Raw genomic sequence first — 18,516 nt, 5'->3', positions numbered from 1 at the left:
CATTATTTTACAGCAGTTTTCATTTGAGATTTTGCGATGACTTTACCATTCAGTCTGGTAACGATATCCACCAATGTTACTCCCATTACTTCATTAAGGATGGTTATTTCCGAGGCAAGGTGATCTCCTGTTTTAGGAAGGATTTCAGCTTCAAAAGACTTAATTGCTCCGATATATCCTGTAGGGGCATCTTTTCCTAATAAGAAATATTGATAGCCGGTATGCAGTGCTACACTTTGAGCCTGATGCTCTATCATTCCCGAGGCCTGAAAAACGCCATCCTGGATAAAGAGATTATCTTCCCTGATTTCAAATCCTGAGATCAGATGACTTTCAGAATATTCCGTGATCTCATGTACCATTACAAAAGGAAATCTTTGCGGGATCAGGCTTTCTACAAAATCTTTGTCGGATGTTGGCAGTCTGTTTTCCATTAGCAAACCGTTAATAAAGCACAAGAATATGCAAATCTTCCACTCTCGGGAACGCAGAGAAGTACGTTTTCCCCTTTCTTCAGCCTTCCGGAATTCATTAATTCCTCTAAGGCAATAAAGATGGAACCTGCACCGATATTTCCAACTTCGGATAGGTTATAGAACCATTTCTCCTGAGGGAAATCCATTCCTTTTTTGGCAAATTCCTCCCTAAGGCCGTCTTTAAAATAACCTGAAGAAATATGAGCCAATACATGGTCGATCTTTTCAGGATCTAAATGGTGCTTGTCAAAAGAAGACCTTAAACTTTCTGCTCCTTTGACCAGGATGTATTTGTCCAGGATTTTAGTGTCCTGTTTTAGGGCAAAGATAGACTGTTTCAGCCATTCGTCTGAAGGATAGTCCGCCCATGATTGTAAGCTTCCGTCAGCCTGTTTTTCGCAGCCTGCATACATACACGCTTCAATCTCGTGGGCGTAAGAGTAAAAATCAATAAATTCTATCTTTAATGATATTCCGTTTTCTCTAGGCTTGTTTTGCAGCAGGAAAGAACCGGCCCCGTCAGAAAGCATCCATCTTAGAAACTCTCTTTTGAAAGCAATAATAGGCCTTTCTTCCAATAGTTTCAGGTTTTCTGCTTCATGGTTGAATTTATCTGCCGTCATCCATGCAGACATTCTTTCGGAACCTGCACATACTGCGCTTTCATGTACCCCGGCCTTTACAGAAAGGAAGCCATAGTTAAGGGCGTTCATTCCCGAATTACAAAGACCAGTCGCGGTATTAATCTCAATAGATTTTCCGATGTTCAGTTCACCATGAACCATGGAAGCGTGTGAAGGCTGGATCTGGTCAGGAGAAGTAGTTCCTACGGATAATAATTTCATGTCTTCCTTTTTGAAATGCTCATCAAAAAGTCCTTCGATCGCTTTTGCTGTAAGCTGCGCATTGGAATGCGTAGGATTTCCTTCTTTGTCTAAAGCGTAATATCTTGTTGTAATTTTGTTATTTCTTAAAATAAGTGTTCTTGCTTTAGAAGGTGCATCGTTGATCAGACCCAGATAGGTCTCCATTTCATCATTAGATACCGGCTCATTGGGTAAGTATGTTGATGCTTTTGTTATAAATACGTCGTACATTCTATTTTAAATTAATTCCTTGTAAATATCTTTTTTGTTTTTGTCTTTTAAACCAAAATATAGGGGTTGTAAGCAGGTGTAAAACCAAAACGATCGGTGAGATAATCCATATCGCTGCCATCAAATATACCTTAAAGAATTTTATCAGCAATGGCCGTTTCTCTTTTTTCTTGATAATAAGATGAGACCAAACGGTGAAAATCTTGTTTCCTACTTTTTCTACCCGGACGAGGAACGGACGAATTTCGATGGCTCCGTTTCTGACCAGTTCCGGCTGTAATGTATCCAGATCATTATTTTTAAAATGTTTCTCAATGATCTCACCGTACTTCACAGAGCCTTTAATTTCTTCATCAGATACACCGGCAGCGGGTAACATTCCTGATTTTTCTTTCCTGCCTGTTGTGAGCCATCTGAGAATGGTCAGTACACTCGTATAATTATCATGTCGGTCTACTAAGGCTATATTTCCCACAAGCCGGGCTTGAAGATTCTTTAAATATACTTTCAGTTTTTCCTGGGAAAGCATCCACATATTTCTTGTCCCGGAAATGGTAACTACAGGAGTGTCTTTAAGGATTTTCTCTGCATAGCCACTTTTCAGGAATGAAATAATAGGAATAGATGGGGTGAGATACCATACCTGATATCCAAACAGGATGAGGTCAAACTTTTTATTCAGTACTTCTTCTGGCGGCGGCAGAATTTCTTTCGGGATCTGTAGATAAGACTCCGGGAAAGTGTTGAAAAAAACATCGCTGGGCCAGGGAAAAGGAAAATCCTCCTTTAGCTGAATATTATAGTAAGTAATATCATATTCTTCTTTTCTGGCTTCAAAAGGCTTAGCAATATTCCTCACAATATCTTCCAGCTGGCCGGTTTGAGAATAGTATATGACAAGTATATTTTTTTTCATTACTCTTTTTTAGCGTTTACAAAAATATGTTTTTCATATTTATTATTTGATTTTAAATACTTTTAATGATTCAGAACTGAATTTCAGTATATAATTATTACTTTCAGACAGGGTATTGTTTGTGTTGACAAAAATGACCGTCCCGGGCAGGGTCTGAATATCAGTGATCGTAAAGCTGTCATCGGATACAAGAAGTACATCAATGTTTTTATTCACTTCCGAAAGATCACTTATATAATGCAGTTTTCTCCTTTTAACCAGGTAAGAGTGGGCTGCTGTTTCCCTTTTTTCGTGATCCTTAATCAGGGAAAATATTCTTCTGCCTGCCTGGTAAAGGGTTAACAAGGCATCCTTTTGTCCAAAGTCATCCGCAATGTGAAGGATATTGGCTTCTTTCGGGATCTGCTTATTCAGTTCAAAATAAACCGATTGATGCGTGTTGAAATCTTGTCTTACTTCTTTTACGACCTCAGTGTTTTTATACAGGTAGCTTAAGAATAATTTCTTTTTAAAATAATCCTCACCTTCAATTTCTTCTCTCAGTTTTGCAAATTCATTCCTGAAATAGGCATTAATCTTTTTCGTTCTTTCGGAATAGCTTCTACCAAAGCTGATGTCGTCTTTGCTGATTCTGTCCCCTACTTTTACGGTAATGCTTCCATCGTAAATAATGAACTCTCCTTTCGGCAAGACTTCTGAATTCCCATGGATGTAAATAGGAAGGATATCCAAATCAAACTGTTCTGCAAGATAGAATGCTCCCTTATGAAATCTTTTGACCTCATTTGTATAGGAGCGTTCTGCTTCAGGAAAAACAACTAGAGAATAGCCCTGTGCAACTTTTTCCTTCAGTTTTTCCATTCCGTTTTCAATACCCTGAGAAACAGGATAAAATCCGAGTGCTCTTACCAGTTTTCCAAAGATCGGACTTTGATACACCCAGTCGTTCACCAGGTATATTATTTTGTGAGTGGTCATTGCAATGGCCAGCGTGTCCAGAAAAGAGGTGTGATTGGCAATGATAACAGCCGGCTGGCTAAAGTCTTCAGAAGGATTTCTAATGATTCTTTTCTTTACAAAAGGATTGGTGTAAAGGACGGATGTTAAAAATTCAGCTAAGATTAATTTGATAATATCTAATGTTTTACCCTTGGAGCTTTTCACAAAGAAACTTCCGAAAGCTGAAAATAATAAACCTCCCAGTCCATAATACAAAAATGAGAAGAGGGAATTGAGAAGCAGTCTGAATGTAATCGGTGAAAGTCCTTTTTTGGACCTGTTCGTAATCAACAGTCTAAACCAGAATGGGTATAAGGTTGAGGTAATGATAATCACAGAAAACATTCCGATCAAAGCTACTAAGGCCAGGGAATGTAAAGCCGGATGTTTGGCAAAGATCAGGGAGCCAATCGAAAGAATGGTGGTGAATACGGCGAGGATAATTGAAATCCTGTAGGTAGGAAGTTCGTTCCTGCCGGTGGTGTGCTCCTTCTGCATAGCCTGCGTCAGGAAGATACTGAAATCGTCCCCTACACCGAAAACCAAGGTACAGACAACGGTGCTGAAAATATTAAGTTCAAGCCCTGAGAAGTAAAGAATTCCTGCCGTTACAACTCCGGTTAAAACAATCGGGAACATGGTAAGAATCGTAAGCTCAAGGTTTCTGAAGAAAACGATGATGGTTAAAATGATGGCCAGGAGAGAATAGTTGATCAGGGTATTGAAATCCCGTTTCAGTAACCCCAAAAAGTTCTCGTTCATCTGCTGGCGGTCGATAGCGAGGGCATCATGCTTCTTTTCAATGTCTTTGATGAATGTATCTCTTTTGTTTTCATCCACCTTTACAACATTGGAGACCGTATAAAATCCGTTTTCGTTGCTGAGGAACTCCGAAATCTGTAATGCTTTTACTTTTTCATAATCCTTCAGGGCTAAGACAGAGTAATCTTTATTCAAAACTTCATTAAATTGGTCAAAGGCAGAGCTGTTGAAACCATATTTATTTCCGTTACTGATCAGCGCTGTAACCGTCTCACTCTTTTTAGAAGTATCCCAGAAATGCTTCCATTCCTCAATTTTCTTTTGTTGGTCTTTTTCAGAAAGTACAATATTTCCAATTGAATTGTAGCTTAGGATCTTGCCGTCTTTTTTTTCTTTTTCGAGAAAACGGTTCAGCTGTGAGTTGTTGGTAAGGGCCTCTTCCTCGGAATTTCCGTAAGAGATCGTATAAATAGACTTTGACGTTATATCTGAAAGCTTCTGCAGCTTCGCTTCGCTTATTTTCAATTCTTTCGGGATATAATTCAGATCACCGATATCTTCATTAAAGCCTACATGCCTGAATCCAAACAAACAAGCTAAAATAATTAAAGAGCAGCCAATAATTAAAGGTTTATTCTTTTCATAAGGATAAGACCCGATCCTGTCAATAAAATTGGGGGTAAGCTTTTCGTGGTTTTCTTTAGGCTTATAAAGCTGAGGAACAATGATCAGTGCTGTAATGGAAGAAAGGATTACTGTGATGGCTGCAAAAAGCCCCAGATCCTTTAATGCTTCGGAACGTACAAAAACCAAACATAAAAATGAAACCGCTGTTGTTGCGCTGCTCAAAATAATAGGATGGGTAATTTCCTTATAAAGCTCTTCAATATTGTTGTTGTGTTTATAATGGGTAAGAATGTGAAGCGCATAATCAATGGTAATCCCGATAAGAATGGCTCCAACACTTAATGAGATGGCTGAAATTTTATCCTTAATAAAGTACAGGACCAATAAGGCAAGCAAAACAGAAAATACCGTTGGAAGAAAAACGATGACCGGCGTAAAGAAATTTCTGAAATAATAGATCAGCAGCACTAAAAGGACCGTCATGGAAATCACCACGGTGTTTTGAATGTCTTTTTTTATCTGTTGGGCATTGGCAACAGCAATCATCGGAGAACCAAAATAGCTGATCTCAGTTTTGCCTTTGAATTGCTTGTTGAGGGTGTCTTTTATGGTATTGAGCTGATCTATAAAAGCTTCATTAGCTTTGGTATCATTACTTTTGTTTTTAGGATCGATAAAAAGCAAAAGGTTTTTTCCGTCTTTGGTAACGATATAGCTGTCTTCAAGTTTGAAATCTTTGCTGATGTTTAATGCATTCAGTTTCTTTATTCCCAAAAAGGTAAGCCCCAAAGGATCCTTTTTGATAAATTCTTTGGTAACAAGGCTTGCAGGTGAAACCAGGGAAACATAATTGCTTTCCACCTGCCGGGCAATACTGTCTTTCTGAATTTTCCGTTCAATCTCTTTATAATCATTTTCATTCAGGAATAACGGTAAGTTTTGATTCACGAAATCAAAAGTTTCTGAAATTTCATGATCATTTACTTTACCCTGAACTGAACCGATATATTTTTGTAATGGCTCGATTTTCTGTAAAAAAGTATCTGCTGTTTCGGAAAGCAGAAAGCTGTCTTCGCTGGATTTGTTTTCTATTATGACAATGATCTTATCTGAAAAATTAAGCTGCTTAAGAACTTTTGCCGTAAGATCGGATTTCTCATTCTTAGGAATGATTTGATTGATGTCCTCTTCAAAATTAATTTTTGAAGCAAAGAAGATACACAAAGTCGCAATCCCCAATGCTGTCAATACAGAAAGAATTTTGTTTTTGGATATCAGATAATATAAAAATATAAAGAAATGATGCATTGCATTATAAAGTCAAGTCTGCAAATTTAAATTTTTAAGCATTAGTTCAAAATAGTTAGGCGATAAGTTTTGACTGAAAATCAATAAAATATTCTGAAAAGAATGAAAAAATATTCTACTTTTGCAGAAGTTCCCTTGTAATGAAAATGTATTTTAAACCACAATTATTATTAAAAAATAAGAATCTGTTTTAGATATGTTGAAAAAGAATGATGAAAAAATAAACGGATTCCTATTGGTAATAGTACTTCCGCTTCTGCTGTTTGCCATGTCTTATTACGGGTTTGAATCTTCCTATACGAGGCTTAAAACATCAGAAAGACCTCCGGACTTTTTATTCTCCTCAGTATATGCTTACAGAGTGATTCCCAATTATCTCAGTGTGCAGATGACAGAGGTGATGTATAATCTGATGAACGGACCTCTTTCCATTTTCAAAGATTTTTTATCCAAAAACGGAACCCCTTTTTATCACGGTCTTTTTGTGATGAACAGCTTTTTCTTTATGTTGTGTTCTGTTCTTATCCATAAGATGCTTCAGTTTAAAACCCTGTTTTCTGATCTGAACATGAGGCGGGTCGTGCATTTGTTATCGGTTTTCTTTATTGTTATTACGCAGTATGCTCCCACCAATTGTGATACGATTGCCTTGTTCTGTTATTTATCGGGAGTTTTTCTTACACTGAAGTATGGGCATTTGCAGAAAAATGGATATTATTGGGCTTTACTTGTTTTGATTGTCATTTCAACATTCGTAAGAGAGACGGCCTGCCTTAACATTGCTTTTTTTGCAGCCGTTTTCCTGAATATAAAAAACCTGAAAGAAGGAAATTTCCAGTCTGTTCTGAAAATTATTCCTTTGGTGATTGCATTTTTGGTTCCTTATCTTGGATTAAGAAAGATAATAGCATTGAAAGAAACCACATTTGTTGAAGGATTTTATATAGACAGAAATTTTTCAAGCCCGTTTAATTTAGCAGGATTGATATTCGCAATAATAGTACTTTATTTTATATACAGACTTTGTATCCGTAAAGAAAACAGGCTTGTATTTGGAAAATATCTTTTCTTTTCACTTCCGTATCTGATCATGATTACTTTAGTGGGGCTTTTCTGGGAGATAAGACTTTTTCTTCCTTTGTTTCTAACAGGGATTATCACAGCATTTCATCAATTAACAAAACAGCATAGGTTCAGTTAGTATGAGTTTATTACATCCATATTATATCATTGCAATTTTATATATGCTGTTCTTCAGTGTTCAGGAAGTATATGGAAGAAAAGTAGATAAAAAATGGTTCTGGTTTCTGGGGGTATACCTGATTGTTCTTGTCGGATTACGGGATAGTGTAGGACCGGATTACGGGAGTTATCGGGGGATTTATATTTATTCCGATACGAAGAGCTATTACAGTATCTTTATGAAGATGCTTCACCTGGAAGGGCCGGATTCCTTGGATGTGGAATGGCTGTATACCTTGATTAATAAAATACTGCTGAATATTTTCAATGCTCCTTTTTATATTCTTACCCTTGTCATAGCCATTTTTGCCATCTATTTTAAAGTAGAATATACGGAGGACAATACTTTTTATCCCTTTACTTTTACCCTGCTTATGTTTATTCCTAACTTCTTTATCGGAGAAAGTGGGCAGATAAGACAAAACCTGGGGACCTTTATCATGTATTTTGCCATTCGGTATATCAAAGAGAGAAAATTGTGGCATTATCTGTTTTTTATATTCATCGGATCAGGGATTCACAGTGTCTGTTATCTGTTTTTGCCTATGTACTGGCTGGCCCGTGTGCCTTTGAATAAAACAATCATGTTGATTCTGATCATCGGGTCCGTATTTTTATCACCGTTTGAAGTGTATAGATTCTTTGGGAACTTTTTAACCGGTATGGCCGAAGAAAGCTCACTTGTGGAAGGGTTCAACGGGTATATGGATGAGACTGTCCAGCGGCTGAACGGAGGTTTTGGGATTCCTGAAGCCATGATGGCCATTCTGACTTTCTTCCTTTTTGCTTTTGATACGAAAATGAAAGAACTGTTTCCCTATTATGAGTATCACAGAAACTATGCTGTAATCGGAATTTGTCTCTATTTTATTTTCAGAAACAATCCTATCTTTTCTTCCCGTCTTGCAGGAGCGTTTATTGGGTTTTCTTACATCATTATCCCGAATACGATGTATGTTGTTTCAAGCAGGGTTAAAAATATGGTTTACTCATTTATTATTGCTCTCGTTGTTTTCAATTTCGTGGTTTTTTCTGCCTTTAATAATATAAAAGCGGGAAGATTTTCGATCGATCTTTATAACAACTATATCCTTCCCTAATGGGTAATTTTGAATAAAAAACAAAAAAGACAGCTTCGTTAGGCTGTCTTTTTTTGAGCGGTGTTGTTTATGGGGATGACCGGCCTATTTTTATTTTTGCTCATAATGTTTTATAGTGTTTAAAAGGATTTGTGTTGAATTATTTATAACATAATTTTAATATAGATTTTTTATTTATAAAATAAATCTCTTTTTATTAATATAGGCTTAAAAATTGTATTGCTGGTACTACACACAAATTCAGCATATGAAAAGGTTAGTTAAAAAATTAGTGGCAATTTTTTGCTTAGTGTTAGTTAGCCTCTGTTTTAAAAGTAACATAGTTTCAGCAAAGGGTTTTCCCTCGCTTAGAAACACGGAAGAGTCAGACTCATTACATCATCCGGGTCCTCAACGTTTAATTTTCATTCCAGACTGGAAAAAGGCCCCCAACAGTTATTTTTTTGATCCCGGACAAAATAGCGAAGGATTATTGATCCCGGTAAGAAAGGCATATGCGATGTGGGAAGGTGATCCTTATATTAAAGGAAATGGGATACCTGCGGGAACGGTAACCGCCGATGTGCTTTGGGAAGATGTGCATGGGCTTATAAAATCAGGAACAGGCTACGTTTTGGAAATTTCAGGCTCCGGGCAGGACGCGAAAATAAAAGTTCCCATCAATAAATCTAAAAAGGGGAATGCTGTTATTGCTTTCAGAGTCAATGGACAGGTGTATTGGAGCTGGCACGTCTGGGTGACTGATGATCCCACGAATGGCTCATCTTATAAAAATTTTGACAATATTAAGCGGGTAAGATCAGATGGAACTGTTGAGGCAATTCCCGATTATGAATGGAAATGGATGGACAGGAACCTGGGCGCTCTTACCAGTTCTATTACTGCCTCAGATTGGAATAGAAATAACGGGCTGCTGTATCAGTGGGGAAGGAAAGATCCAATTCCGCCTCTTGTGACCCGGGGAAATGATTTTTATGAAGCGTCCGGATCTATAGGAAGGGTGAGGCATCGCGGAGCAAAAAACTTTACCAATGCAGTAAGCATCGATGATATGACCAAAACGGTTTTGTATTCTGCGGCAGAGCTCACCAATAATATCCGGCTTTCTGTCAGAAATCCTCTGGGTCTTATTTATGTGAATAAAGACGATAACTCCGGGCAGGCTTATTATAACAATAATGTAAATCTGCCGGTCAACTGGTTTGGAAGAACAGCAGATTTGCCGGATAACAGGCTCTCAGAACTGAATCTTTGGTCTGATAATGCTCAAGGTAAAATTGAAACGGTGTACAATAATGACAGCAGTGCAAAACCTTATCGGGATAAATCACCTTATGATCCCTGTCCCAATGGATGGCGTATCCCGTCAATGCTTGTTGCCAACCTGGCTTCTTCAGCCTATATAGATGATATCAGAATAGATTTTTCTCCTTTTGGATTAAGAACCAACATGCCCAAAAATACTTTCGAAGCCAATAAATATTATATTATAAAACCTACAGATGCAGGCGTTCCCGGGTTTATGACGGGATTTAAAATCTATCCGAACTTTGGATTTGACCTTTCAAATGTCGGGGGCTATAATATGGGGATATTTCCTGGTACCGGCCAGCTGATCAGGGGCGCTCATTTAGGCCAGTACAGTGACCAGCATCATACAGCATTATGGACTGCTACGATGACCAGACAGTTTGATACAACACCATCAGTAGGTGTCAGGGGAGTTATCATGATTCCGGATAAAGAACAGCCTGATATTCCGGATCCCGGTTATCCCAATGTTCAGGGAAGATACTATTATATGCCTATGGCCGGAATGTATACCTCGGACGCTAATGGCTGCAGGTGTATAAAAGATCCGCTCTATATACTTAATGATTATGATTTTCCTACTGAATATATGCCGGCCGCTGCAACAGAGTACAAAGAAGGACTGAATAACCCCAATACTTATCTGGCGGTAAAAAGTGCACAGTCGTATACTGTTGAGATCCCTGTCAGTAAAGCTTTTTCTGTACAGAGTCAATTGCTGAACAATCAGAATATACTGAGCCCTTCAAGTTTCAATAATCTGAAAGCAAACGTTCTCTGGACTACGAATGTTAATCTGATCAATAAAGTTTCGATGGTTAATCCGTCTCCTGCTATGCTTCAGGATCTTAAAGATTCGAGGATATCGGTAGAAATACGGCCTAACCAAAGTGGAAATGCTGTAATTACGCTGCATAATGGAAATATTATCAACCCGGTATACTGGAGCTGGCATATTTGGATTACCGATACCCCTGTGGTGTCCTATGCCTATACCACCGAGCTTCCGGTGGCGGAAGCTGTGAACTATGTGAATTATGTCAATAAAGCAGACATTGTGATGATGACCGAGTTTTTGGACCGGAATATAGGAGCGTTGGCCGCCTTTCCTACGGTAGGAAATCCGTTATCACCTACCGCTTCTGAACTTACGGGAATCAGAGCTTCTACCGGATTGCATTATCAATGGGGAAGAAAAGATCCTATTCCTACCTTTCAGTATGCAGATAACAAAGCTTCATTCAATGTTTTTTTAGGAAAAGTATTGGATAATGGAACGGTTTCTTACACGACTCTTACGGCTGCAACGTACAATAATTTGACAGGAGGATACCTTGTTGCTTACAATACTTATGCAGCGGCTTCAGGTGTTCAGGATACGGATAAGCCAGGTGATAAAGTAAGTAAAATTCTATCTTATTCAGTACAGAATCCCTTATTTTTTATGATTCCAAGTACTTTTTCTCCATTTAATAGTACATCTCCCAATTATACTAACGGGACAGATTGGATAGCTAATGAGCCCAATTTAGCTCCGGACAGATGGGGAAGAGGAGGGATAAAGTCACCTTTTGATCCTTGTCCCGATGGCTGGAGAATTCCCGACCTTTCAAGTGTAGCTTTGGTTTCAGGACAGGATTTTGGGCAGACTCCATGGTACAAGAAAGATAAAAATATCGCAACCTCTTATAGTGTGATTACCGATTATCAGGGGGTTCGGGTAAGAAATCCCTCTACAACTTCCACTATTGGATACCAGTTTCTGGATAAATCATATACGGTAGGGAACTATCCTGATTCAGGGTCGCGTGCATTTAGAAGTGTGGTAGGAAATCAATCTCCACAAGGAACTTTTAATGTGGTAAATTTTCAGTATCCGGCAATCTGGACGGATGCATTGGCTGCCAATTATATGGGAAGACCTATCAGTGTATTATTTGATGCCGCGTCTACTGCAAACCGTCTGATTGTCTTTCATGATAACAATGATCCCTATTTTGGAATGAGCTGCCGTTGTGTAAGGATTAAGTATAACGGTTTTGGGAAAGAAGAAGGCCCGGTTCCAAGATTTGTGATCAACGCGTTGCGAAATAGTATACCAGGCCCGGTGCTGTTTAATAGTATAGAAGGTAAAAAGGAAGTCAATACGATTTTATTGTTTCCCAACCCCGTTAAAGATATTCTTTATATCAAATCACCTGAAGACAAAGAATACCATTATGAAGTGTATAATATGGCGGGACAGCTCGTAAAATCCGGGAAGTTTGAAAATAAGAAGACCGATCTTTCATCATTGATGTCCGGCGGATATTTAATCAGAATAAATAATTCTGAAGACGTTATGAAAATTATAAAACAGTAAACCCTTAAGAACAGGGTCTGAAAAGCAGATTAGAGCAATCTTTTCTGCTTTTTTTGAATGTACATATTTTCTGTGTCTATTAGGGCTGATGATAAATTCTATGTCATTAAATATTGATTAGCTGATAACAAGCTAAAGCATACACTACAAAGGACTTGATTGTTCGGATAATGTTTGCCCGGATACAATGCAAAAAGGGTTAATTGCTAAATTAAACAGCGAGAACAAAAAGTTTATAATAAAAAAGCTTTACTTTTGCAAAAAATTTTTTTTTAGAATGTCGAAAAATTTAGTAATCGTAGAGTCCCCGGCAAAAGCAAAAACTATTCAAAAATATTTAGGAAAGGATTTTGACGTGAAATCCAGTTTCGGGCATATCCGGGATCTACCTAAAAAAGGAATGGGAATAGACCTTGCCACCTTCAGTCCTGATTACGAAGTTTCTGCAGACAAAAAGAAATTGGTGACAGAATTAAAGGCTGCAGTAAAAAAAGCTGACATGGTATGGCTGGCTTCCGATGAAGACCGCGAGGGGGAAGCTATCGCATGGCATTTAGCAGATGAACTGAAGCTGAAGCCTGAAAACCGAAAAAGAATCGTTTTTCATGAAATTACTAAAAATGCCATTCTAAAAGCAATTGACAATCCCAGAGATATTGATCAGAATCTGGTCAATGCTCAGCAGGCGAGAAGAGTTTTAGACAGAATTGTAGGTTTTGAAATGTCTCCGGTTTTATGGAAAAAAGTAAAACCAGGACTCTCTGCAGGAAGAGTTCAGTCTGTAGCGGTAAGATTAATTGTAGAAAGAGAAAAAGAAATCCGTGAGTTTGTACCCAAAGCAAGTTTTAAACTGGATGGAGTTTTCCTGAATAATGCGGAGCAGGAAATAGCGGCTAAGCTTAAAAAAGACTTCGAAAAAGAAGAAGAAGCAGAGAAATTCCTTGAACAGGCAAAAACTACAGAATTTAAAGTTCTGAATGTTGAGACAAAGCCTGGAACACGCTCTGCATCTGCACCCTTTACAACTTCTACATTACAACAGGAAGCTTCTTCAAGGCTGGGATACAATGTGACCAACACCATGCGTCTGGCCCAGAGATTATATGAAGAAGGGTATATTACCTATATGAGAACAGACTCCGTAAACCTTTCTCAGGAAGCTATTGAAGGAGCAAAAAAACAAATTATATCAGAATACGGTGCAGAATATTCTTCTCCAAGAAATTATACCACAAAATCAGCCTCTGCACAGGAAGCCCACGAAGCCATCCGTCCTACGGATTTCGCAGTGAAAAGTATCGGAGATGCCCAGCTGAATAAGCTATACCAGCTGATCTACAGAAGAACACTGGCTTCTCAGATGGCCAATGCCAAAATTGAAAAGACCGTTATTGAGATCGGAAATGCTTCATTGCCTCATCATTTTGAAGCGCAGGGGGAAGTCATTATATTCGACGGTTTCCTGAAAGCGTATGGTATTGTAAAGACGGAGGAAGAGGATGATGAAAATAATGAAAAATTACTCCCGAAAGTAAAAGTAGGAGAAGTAGTAAGCTATAAAACCATTACAGCTACTGAAAAGTTTACAAGACCCAGTGCAAGATATACGGAAGCCGGGCTGGTAAGAAAACTTGAAGAACTGGGAATTGGTAGACCCTCTACTTATGCCCCAACAATTCAGACCATTCAGAACAGGGAGTATGTGGATAAACGTGAGGTGGAACCGCAAACCCGTCAAGTGATCAAAATGTCTTTGGCAAAAGATAAGATCAAAAAAGTAGTTCTTGATGAGAAATTCGGGGGCGATAAAAACAAATTCGTTCCTACAGATATAGGAGAAGTCGTGAATGATTTCTTAACAGATAATTTCAGAGAAATCTTGGATTATGGTTTTACAGCAAGAGTAGAAGAGAGTTTTGACGAAATTGCAAGCGGGGACCAGAAGTGGAAAGAAATGATGACCAACTTCTACTCCAAATTCCATCCGAGAATTGAAGATGTAGAAGAAAATGCAGACCGTGCCACGGGAGACAGGCTGCTGGGAGTAGATCCTAAAACCGGTAAGAATGTTCATGCCAGAATCGGGAGATTTGGAGCTATGATCCAGATCGGGGAAACGGATGATGAAGAGAAACCGATCTTTGCCTCTTTAATGACAGGACAGAATATTGCCACCATTACTTTTGAGGAAGCAATGGAACTGTTCAAACTGCCTTTTGATTTAAGTGATTTTGAAGGCCAGCCGGTTTCTGTAGGAGTGGGAAGGTTTGGTCCTTATGTGAAGTGGGGAGATACGTTTATCAGTATTCCAAAAGGAGAAGATCCGCTTTCTGTTGATCAGAACCGTGCAGAAGAAATCATTGGCGAAAAGAAAAAAGCCGATGCTCCGATTGCAACTTACAAAGGAGAGCCTGTCACCAAAGGATCAGGAAGATTCGGTCCGTTTATCAAGTATAAAGATATCTTTGTCAATGTTCCGAAGAAATATAATTTTGACAACCTTTCCCAAAGCGATATCAATGAACTGATTGATGCCAAGCTGGAAAAAGAGGCCAACCGCTATATCCAGCAGTGGGAAAAAGAAAAAATTTCTCTTGAAAACGGAAGATGGGGACCTTTCATCAAATTTGGAAAAGCCATGTTTAAAATTCCAAAGAAAAATGATGATACAAAGTATGATGCTGAAGAATTAAAGGAGGTTTCCCTTGATGACGTAAAGAAATGGATTACGGATCAGGATAAAAATGCATTTGCAGAAAAGAAAAAACCGGCCGCCAAAAAGACTGCTGCTGCAAAGAAAACGACTGCTGCCAAAAAGCCTGCTGCCAAAAAGAAGTAATAATAAAATAATAATACAAAGCCGTTAACAATTCATGTTGACGGCTTTTTTTATGAATAAAATGCACCGGAGCATAATGAGTTGCTGTGGTTTTTTTGTATGTTTGTTTCGAAAAGCAATTAATAAACGATCACATTCTCAAACTTTTTACATTAAAATATGGATTTTGAAGACTTTATCATTTCACCAAGAAATTTCAAAACAGAAAGCTGGCAGATTGGGAGTCGGATCACAAAAGATATAAAAGAAGACAGTATTGTACTTTTGTTTGTGTCAGACTACAGAGGAGCGGGTGGAGAAGCAGAAGTGCAGGATTTTACAGCGGTCAGAAAAGAATTTTACAGGCTCTCACAGCTGGATTTTGAAATTCCTCTGGTAGATCTTGGAGATCTGGTTTCAGGGAAGTCTGTTCAGGATTCCCATTATGTCCTGCAGGAGGTTCTCTCAGTCTGTCATTATAAAAGAGCCCTTCCCGTTATTATCGGAGGGTCCAATGACTTTGCTTTTTCGTTATTCTCAGCATTAAATTTTCATCAGAAAAATATCAATTATACTCAGATCAGTAATATTATTTCCCTTAAGCAGGGAGAAGAAATCAATGAACATACCTTTTTAGGTAAGATTTTTGGAGCTAAGAATTTTTCTATTAAAAACTATCATCATTTAGGATACCAGAAACATTTGAATGAAATGGATTCTGTGAGGCTGATCAAAGAAGTGGAGTTTGATATCATCCGTCTGGCGGAAATGATGAATTCTACGGAAAAGACAGAGCCTTTCTTCAGAAAAGCAGATCTGGTTACTGTAAATTGTGATGCAGTAGAGAGCTTCAGCGATGCTTTTTCTATGAATCCGCAGGTGAACGGATTAAACAGGCGTGAGGTCTGTGCCTATATGAAAGAGGCAGGACTGAGTGAAAACCTTAAAGCAGTTGGTATTTTCAATTATAATATTTATTCGGAAAACCAGCTGAATCATCAGCTTTTGGCTCAAATGCTCTGGTATTTGATCGAAGGGATTAACATTCAGCGGTCTCACCCGAAAGAAAGACATTATGAACTGTTCTATGTACTGGTGGACGACAGACAATATGCTTTCAGACGTGATACTTTCAGTAATTTGTGGTATTTTGGTGATGATGAAAATATAGAAAACTGCATTCCGTGTTCCAGGAAAGATTTTGATGATGCTAAAAAAGGATGGCTGAATGCAAGACTGACGAAAATTTAATGTATGACAAATGTTCCCTCAACAGTTTCCATCATTGTTCCCGTATATAATGTCGAAAATTATTTGACAAAATGCCTGGATTCTCTGGTAAATCAGAGCCTTCAGGATATTGAAATTATTGTGGTTAATGATGGGAGTACAGATCATTCTGGGGTTATTATCAACGAATTTGCCCAGAGATATCCCGGAAAGATAAAAGCTTTTACCAAAGAGAACGGAGGCCTGAGCGATGCGCGGAATTTTGGAATTGACCGGGCCTCCGGAGACTATATCGGTTTTGTAGACAGTGATGATTATATCATGAAAACCATGTTTGAAGAAATGCTTCTTCTGGCCGAAAAGCACCAGGCCGAAATGGTAATCTGTAATGTCCGGAAGGTGGATCAGAATGGGAAAATTACTCAAAAACTGACCCAGATCCCGAATATGCCGGAGAAAATAGATCTTGAAAAAAATTTCTCTGTTTTCTCGGATATCAGTTACTTTGCCTGTAATAAACTATTTAAGAAAGAGCTTTTTGATCAGAAGAGATTTAAAAAAGGGATCCATTTTGAAGATATTCAGCTTATTCCACAGCTGCTATTAGAATGTACCACAATTGCCCAGACTCAGAATTTCCATTATCAGTACCTTGAACGTAATGATTCCATTACAAAAATGCATACCGGAAAAGGACTGGATATGTTAAGAGCAGTGGCTGATGTGGAAAAGGCGTTTGGAGAATCACTGTATTCCTATAAAGAAAAAGAACTGAAAAACTTCCAGATCTTTGAAGGTGTTTATTCCTTTCTTGCCTATGTGGCGTTTGTGAAAGAAGAAAGAACATTCTCCCAGATGGCTGATCAACTTGAGGTTTTCATGAAAGAAAGAAATATAAAAATTCAAGATATATTGAAGTATAATCGTTTTGGTAAGAATTATCTTTTATCTTTGCCGGTGAAAAAAAAGATTTTTTATCTATTGTTTTTTGCCGGGCAAAAGAAGCTGATAAGAAAATTAATATAACACAAATGGAAGTACTATTGTTTCGGGCAGTAGAAAATTATCGTGAGAGATCATTATTGATCATTTCGCATTGTAAATTTTAACTGAAACATGTACACGTACTGGATAAGAAAAAAATGAAAAATTTTGAATTGTTCTTAAGCGCGTCGGGGATTCCTATTTTCTATATAAAAATAGGACTGGGTTTTTTATTCTCTTTTTTAATTACTTTTTTTTCCATCCCTACTATCGTAAAGATCTCACGAAGAAAAAACCTTATGGATGAACCTGGGATAAGGAGTTCACATTTAAGGAAAATCCCAAACCTGGGGGGTATTGCTATCTTTTATTCAATTGGAATCTGTGCTTCTATTTTCGCTTACGAGCTGTTTGACCTTTACAAATTCCTGTTCGCTTCATTGATTATTCTGCTGTATGTGGGAGTAATGGATGATATTGTTGTGATGAGAGCTTATAAGAAACTGGTGGCCCAGATTATAGTGTCTTCATTGGTGGTGATAGGATCGGATATAAGAATCAGGAGTCTTTTTGGAATATTCGGAGTCTATGAACTTGGTTATTTTGTGAGTATTATATTCAGTATTATTACATTTATTGTACTCATTAATGCATTTAATCTGATAGACGGCATAGATGGACTGGCCGGAGGATACTCTGTGATCTGCAGCGCCCTGTTTGGAATCAGTTATTACAGGCTGGGTGAGTATAATTATCCGTTGGTTATTTTATCGGTTGTTATTATAGGAACTGTTCTGGCATTTTTGTACTATAACTTATCCAATTATAGAACAAATAAGGTCTTTATGGGAGATACCGGCTCTATGCTGCTCGGCTTTTTACTGGCCTTTACTTCTATTTGTTTTATTGATATCTTTATAGACAAGCAACTGGCAGATGTACCAAGGTATCATTTGCAATCTGCACCTGTGATTGCAGTAGCTATCTTAATTCTGCCGATTGTGGATACCCTGAATGTGATTATTGTAAGGCTTTGCAATAAAAAATCACCATTTGATGCAGATAAGAACCATATTCATCACAAATTGTTGAAGCTTGATCTGACCCACAGAAGATCATCGTTTTATATTATTCTTTATTACCTGATGATTGTGGGCATCGCATATTATCTAAGACATATTAATATAAATGTGCTGCTGCTGGTTATTGTTTCATTAGGTTTTTTTGGAGCCTATTTACCAGATTTGCTGTATCGCTTGAAAAATAATAAAAATTAATAATTTT

The 18,516-nt window shown here is 38.0% G+C and carries 11 protein-coding genes; 7 read left to right on the top strand and 4 right to left on the bottom strand.

Annotation, left to right across the window (positions count from 1 at the left end):
* Positions 1-2 precede the first annotated feature (2 nt).
* From MUW56_RS08515 to MUW56_RS08500, 4 genes are read right to left on the bottom strand one after another with little or no spacing between them, the layout of a single operon-like run.
* Entirely contained in the window at positions 3-434 is a 432-nt protein-coding gene (locus tag MUW56_RS08515) for a hypothetical protein (RefSeq protein ID WP_292012779.1), read from the bottom strand.
* Positions 434-1,573: a beta-ketoacyl-ACP synthase III gene (locus MUW56_RS08510; protein ID WP_292012778.1), complete on the bottom strand. Its 1,140-nt coding sequence runs from the start codon at positions 1,571-1,573 to the stop codon at positions 434-436. The genes MUW56_RS08515 and MUW56_RS08510 overlap by 1 nt, the downstream gene beginning before the upstream one ends.
* Before the next feature lies 1 nt (position 1,574).
* Positions 1,575-2,489: a dialkylrecorsinol condensing enzyme DarA gene (locus MUW56_RS08505; RefSeq protein ID WP_292012777.1), complete on the bottom strand. Its 915-nt coding sequence runs from the start codon at positions 2,487-2,489 to the stop codon at positions 1,575-1,577.
* 42 nt (positions 2,490-2,531) lie between these two features.
* Positions 2,532-6,185 carry an MMPL family transporter gene (locus tag MUW56_RS08500; RefSeq protein ID WP_292012776.1) on the bottom strand — a complete coding sequence of 1,218 codons (3,654 nt, stop codon included), beginning with the start codon at positions 6,183-6,185 and terminating at the stop codon, positions 2,532-2,534.
* A 196-nt stretch (positions 6,186-6,381) separates the two neighbouring features.
* Between MUW56_RS08500 and MUW56_RS08495 the strand changes: the two genes are divergently transcribed.
* The 7 genes from MUW56_RS08495 to MUW56_RS08465 all read left to right on the top strand — a co-directional run bounded on the left by MUW56_RS08495 (position 6,382) and on the right by MUW56_RS08465 (position 18,509).
* On the top strand, positions 6,382-7,386 hold the full coding sequence (locus MUW56_RS08495; RefSeq protein WP_292012775.1) for a hypothetical protein: 1,005 nt from the start codon (positions 6,382-6,384) through the stop codon (positions 7,384-7,386).
* 1 nt (position 7,387) lies between these two features.
* Positions 7,388-8,527, top strand: coding sequence for an EpsG family protein (locus MUW56_RS08490; RefSeq protein WP_292012774.1), 1,140 nt, complete (start codon positions 7,388-7,390; stop codon positions 8,525-8,527).
* 472 nt (positions 8,528-8,999) lie between these two features.
* Positions 9,000-12,200, top strand: coding sequence for a T9SS type A sorting domain-containing protein (locus MUW56_RS08485; protein ID WP_292012773.1), 3,201 nt, complete (start codon positions 9,000-9,002; stop codon positions 12,198-12,200).
* 277 nt (positions 12,201-12,477) lie between these two features.
* A complete protein-coding gene (gene topA, locus MUW56_RS08480; protein WP_292012772.1) occupies positions 12,478-15,039 on the top strand; it encodes a type I DNA topoisomerase in 2,562 nt (853 codons plus the stop codon).
* A 159-nt stretch (positions 15,040-15,198) separates the two neighbouring features.
* Positions 15,199-16,269: a formimidoylglutamase gene (locus MUW56_RS08475; RefSeq protein ID WP_292012771.1), complete on the top strand. Its 1,071-nt coding sequence runs from the start codon at positions 15,199-15,201 to the stop codon at positions 16,267-16,269.
* A gap of 3 nt (positions 16,270-16,272) precedes the next feature.
* The gene (locus MUW56_RS08470; RefSeq protein ID WP_292012770.1) at positions 16,273-17,274 is read left to right on the top strand and encodes a glycosyltransferase; all 1,002 of its coding nucleotides are present in this window, start codon (positions 16,273-16,275) and stop codon (positions 17,272-17,274) included.
* 116 nt (positions 17,275-17,390) lie between these two features.
* Entirely contained in the window at positions 17,391-18,509 is a 1,119-nt protein-coding gene (locus MUW56_RS08465; protein ID WP_292012769.1) for a glycosyltransferase family 4 protein, read from the top strand.
* Positions 18,510-18,516: the final 7 nt, after the last annotated feature.

Source organism: Chryseobacterium sp. (genome assembly GCF_022869225.1).
In the GTDB taxonomy this organism is placed as follows: domain Bacteria; phylum Bacteroidota; class Bacteroidia; order Flavobacteriales; family Weeksellaceae; genus Chryseobacterium.
Note: the sequence above shows the minus strand (reverse complement) of the source record. Positions and strands in the feature narration are given on the sequence as shown.